General features: G+C 51.5%; 2 protein-coding genes and 1 pseudogene. 1 reads left to right on the top strand and 2 read right to left on the bottom strand.

Annotated features, from left to right (window positions below):
- Window positions 1-280: 280 nt before the first annotated feature.
- Window positions 281-1,939 (top strand): SUMF1/EgtB/PvdO family nonheme iron enzyme, encoded by a 1,659-nt coding sequence (locus IGR76_04475; protein MBF2077777.1) that lies wholly within the window; start codon window positions 281-283, stop codon window positions 1,937-1,939.
- A gap of 154 nt (window positions 1,940-2,093) precedes the next feature.
- Here IGR76_04475 and IGR76_04470 read toward each other — a convergent pair whose 3' ends face one another.
- Both IGR76_04470 and IGR76_04465 read right to left on the bottom strand, forming a co-directional pair.
- Window positions 2,094-2,723 carry a Uma2 family endonuclease gene (locus tag IGR76_04470; GenBank protein ID MBF2077776.1) on the bottom strand — a complete coding sequence of 210 codons (630 nt, stop codon included), beginning with the start codon at window positions 2,721-2,723 and terminating at the stop codon, window positions 2,094-2,096.
- 190 nt (window positions 2,724-2,913) lie between these two features.
- Window positions 2,914-3,003 (bottom strand): annotated as a pseudogene (locus IGR76_04465) (Uma2 family endonuclease).
- Between the last annotated feature and the right edge of the window lie 93 nt (window positions 3,004-3,096).

Below are 3,096 nucleotides of genomic sequence, written 5' to 3'. Positions count from 1 at the left end.
GTGGTAGAGCAAAACGGTAACGTTATGGCTTTTATGGATGTACTCACTCATCCTGGCATTTTACGCCGCAGAGCGGCGGGGAATCGACCCGCAGGGATTGATGCCATCAACCTACAGATAATCGTTAGGATTCTCAACAAATAAACCCTCATTAGCTGCCGCTACGTTTAATTCATACGCCGTTCTCTAACAATGGTTTGAAAAATAGCCTCCCCTTGAACCGGAATTAGGGGTTGCTGAATTCCCTCTCCAATCGTTGGAGTTTTGATCTGCCGCACTAATCCAGCCTCAACCAAGGCTTGATGAACGCGATTATCTCATTCCCATTGATGGTGATCCGGGCGATCTGGAAAGTACGGCGTTGCCGCTGCATTGGGTGACGGAACGGTTGCGGCGATGTGGTGCGGATAATGTGATTTTGTTCATCGATGCGTGCCGCCGAGGGGGACGCCGCGACGGGCTGGGCATGGGTGAGGAAAAGCAGCAGGGGGTGATTACGCTGTTTTCCTGTAGTCCCCGTGAAGCCTCCTACGAAATTGAGGAGTTGCAGCAGGGAGCCTTTACCCATGTGCTGCTGGAAAGTTTGCGGCTGGAAGGCGAGGGCAATTGCGCCACGGTGGAGCGGCTATATCAGCGCTTGCGAAATCGTGTACCGCAGATTAGCCAGGACTTCAATAAGCCGCTTCAGACCCCCTATGGATTTGTCGAGCCCCCCACCAAATATCACTTGATTTTGCTGCCCCGGCGGGCAAATTTGGCGGATATTGTGACGCTGAAAAATGATGCATTATCGGCGGAGGTCAGGCGAAATTATCAAGTGGCAAAGCAATTGTGGATTCGGGTATTAGCGGTTTCTCCGGCAGATTCAAAGGCGATTGAGGCGATCGAACGTCTGGCGCTTGGGTCTGCTCAGCCCCAACCGACCGTAGACTTATCCTCTCACCCCTCGCCGACCGAAAAATCTGGTAGTCGAGATGGTAAACCTTCTTCTTCTATCTCCCAACCCCCTCCTCCTCTAGCCAAACCCTCAAACCCAACCTTTGAATTTGACATTGTCACGATTGAGCGGGTGGAAAAGACTGGGCTTCTGGGAATGGGGAGGCCCAAGGTGATTACAACGACTCGCCGGGGCAGAGCCGAGTACTTTACAGAGGACTTGGGGGCAGGGGTGATGCTGGAGATGGTGGCGATTCCGGGAGGCACGTTCAAGATGGGCGCACCGGAAGGTGAACCTGAGAGTGATGAAAGCCAACGTCCACAGCATCAGGTGAAGGTGCCCTCTTTCTGGATGGGCAAATTTCCAGTGACCCAAGCTCAATGGAAGCAGGTAGCGCTCCTCCCCCAAGTTAAGCTCGAGTTGAACCCTGACCCGACAGGCTTTAAAGGGTTAAATCGTCCAGTGGAACGCGTAAGTTGGTTCGAGGCCGTAGAGTTTTGTGCCCGTCTGTCAAAGACGACGGGACGAGAGTATCGATTACCCAGCGAGGCGGAGTGGGAATATGCCTGCCGAGCGGGAACGACGACACCGTTTCATTTTGGCGAAACGATCACCACTGATTTAGCCAACTATTGCGGCACGGGTTGGACCTATGAAGGCACGGTCTATCCGGGAAACTATGGCCAAGGGCCAAAAGGAATTTATAGGGAACAAACAACGGATGTGGGTAGTTTTCCGCCCAATGCCTTTGGTTTGTACGATATGCACGGCAATGTCTGGGAGTGGTGTTTGGATTACTGGCATGAGAACTATGAAGAAGCACCTACGGATGGAAGTGCTTGGAACGTAGGCGGGGCAAGCGATAGGTCGTTGCGGGGCGGTTCCTGGTATGGCGTTCCTGGGGTCTGCCGTTCCGCTGTCCGCCTTCGGGTCGCTCCCGGCTATCAAAGCGACTCTTTCGGGTTTCGGGTGGTCTGTGGTTCTCCGAGGACTTTACCCTAGCCCTTTACCCTATAGCCCTTTTGCCCTATTCTCTTTTTTCTTTTCCCTTGGCGCGGAGCGCCTAAAAAATTTTTTGGCTTTATAGATCCCCGGCTTCTTTTGTAATTGCGCCCCCCCTTGCTACGCCACAGAAGAAGCCGGGGATCTGAAATACTCATGTCCGGCTAGCGTTCAACACCTGATCAGCCCTCAAATTTAGGTCTGGAAATATTTGAGAGATGATAGGCTCATTACCCCGAAATTGCTGAATCCCATACTCTCCATCGATCAGCGTGCAAATCGAAAGCGTGGGTTGTTTCGGCTTTCCAATGTGGCGAGTGCCTCCTAATCCGGCATAATCCACAATCCAATATTCAGGGATACCTAAAACGGCGTAATCCTCCACCTTTCGGGCATAATCATTCTGCCAGTTACTACTCACTACCTCCGCTACAAACCGGATCGAGCAACCTGAGGTCAAAATCGATTGCTCCGCCCAAAACGGTTCATTGACCAGTTCTTCTCTATCAATCACTGCGACATCAGGGCGAAAGGCCGTCATACCGCTGCTGGAGGGGCGCAAGAGTCCTCGCTGAAGGATAAACCAGGGTAAGCCGATTGTGTCGATTTGAACGCAAAGTTTTGTAGTAATGTACGCGGCAACCTCTTCATGAATACCTGTAGGTTCCACGTCAAATACTTCTCCATCAATCAGCTCGTAGCGGTTATCGCCACCATAATAGGCCAGAAACTCTTCAACACTAAGCGAACTCTGATATGCAGGTTGATTCGTTGCAATAGCCATTGTTTTATCTGACAATAAATTGCCGTATTCGATAATTTTAAGTGTAGCCAGTAGACTGAACGAAGCAAATGCGTAACCCAACGCTCACCTCGTTTGTAATCTGAAGTTTGTATATTGTCGGGTTCCACTGCGTTCTACCCGGCCTACATCTACGTTCAGATGTAAGGCATATTGCGTGAACGCTCAGAGCTTATTCCTTCAGCCAATCAAAAATCTCACTCACCGTAAGCTGCACCGCTTGGGCAAACTCCGGTACAGGCAACAGTTCCTCTGCCCCCTCCGGCTCACCAGCCTCTACTGTTTCCCCACTCTCCAAATAACGCAATCTGTCGCAATAAGCTCATGGTCTGCGGGGCGTGGTCTTTGCGAATCC

It is taken from the genome of Synechococcales cyanobacterium T60_A2020_003 (assembly GCA_015272205.1).
GTDB lineage: Bacteria > Cyanobacteriota > Cyanobacteriia > RECH01 > RECH01 > JACYMB01.
The sequence above is the reverse complement of the archived record's forward strand: the minus strand, read 5'-3'. Positions and strand labels throughout refer to the sequence as shown.